This window comes from Enterobacter sp. K16B (assembly GCF_020216105.1).
GTDB classification, from domain to species: Bacteria; Pseudomonadota; Gammaproteobacteria; order Enterobacterales; family Enterobacteriaceae; genus Enterobacter; species Enterobacter sichuanensis.
Map to the genome: position 1 here is coordinate 1 of NZ_JAIWJZ010000204.1, position 613 is coordinate 613.

1 pseudogene is annotated in these 613 nt (G+C 46.7%); it reads left to right on the forward strand.

What is annotated here, in order from left to right:
* Positions 1–19 precede the first annotated feature (19 nt).
* Positions 20–613, forward strand: a pseudogene (locus LDK53_RS22705) (hypothetical protein); the annotation flags it as partial.

The window sequence follows — 613 nt, forward strand, 5'->3', positions numbered from 1 at the left end:
GTCATCACAGCAGGTAGCCATGAACAAGATAAACGCTGAAATGAAACCTTACTGCGTCGGGCGCTATATGCTCGCCCTGCCATCCTCCTTTACGGCTTATAATGACACTGCACCGCTGGATGACAATATCTGGGCAGCGGTGATTTCCCGGCCTGAGGATATATATAAAACCTACCTCGCGACAAAGAAAATGTACCATCCGGGTTTTGTGCAGTTGCTGGCTAGACGGGAAAAAGAATTGCGCGAAAATAAAACCATAGACGCCCAGGATATGCCCTTTTTAAAAAAAGTCTGGCCGTTACCCACTGGTATGGATGGTGTTATTTTTGAACGGAATGATAATGAGGGTACCGCAGATTTTATTCGCATACTGGAAGGCTATTTATATACTAACGGCGTAGTTATTAAATTTCAGAAGCAGACCATTAATGATTCTAGCCCTGTATATAATGAGCAACGAAGGGGGCGACCCGCCAGAAACTATGTTTCAAGTGATGTCAGCCAGATGCAGTCGCTGATGGCAAGAATTAGCGGCAGGGATAATGACGTCATTCCGACGAAGCCTGGTTCCTGTATCACCCATGCGTTTATTGCCACCGACCCGACGGCAAGG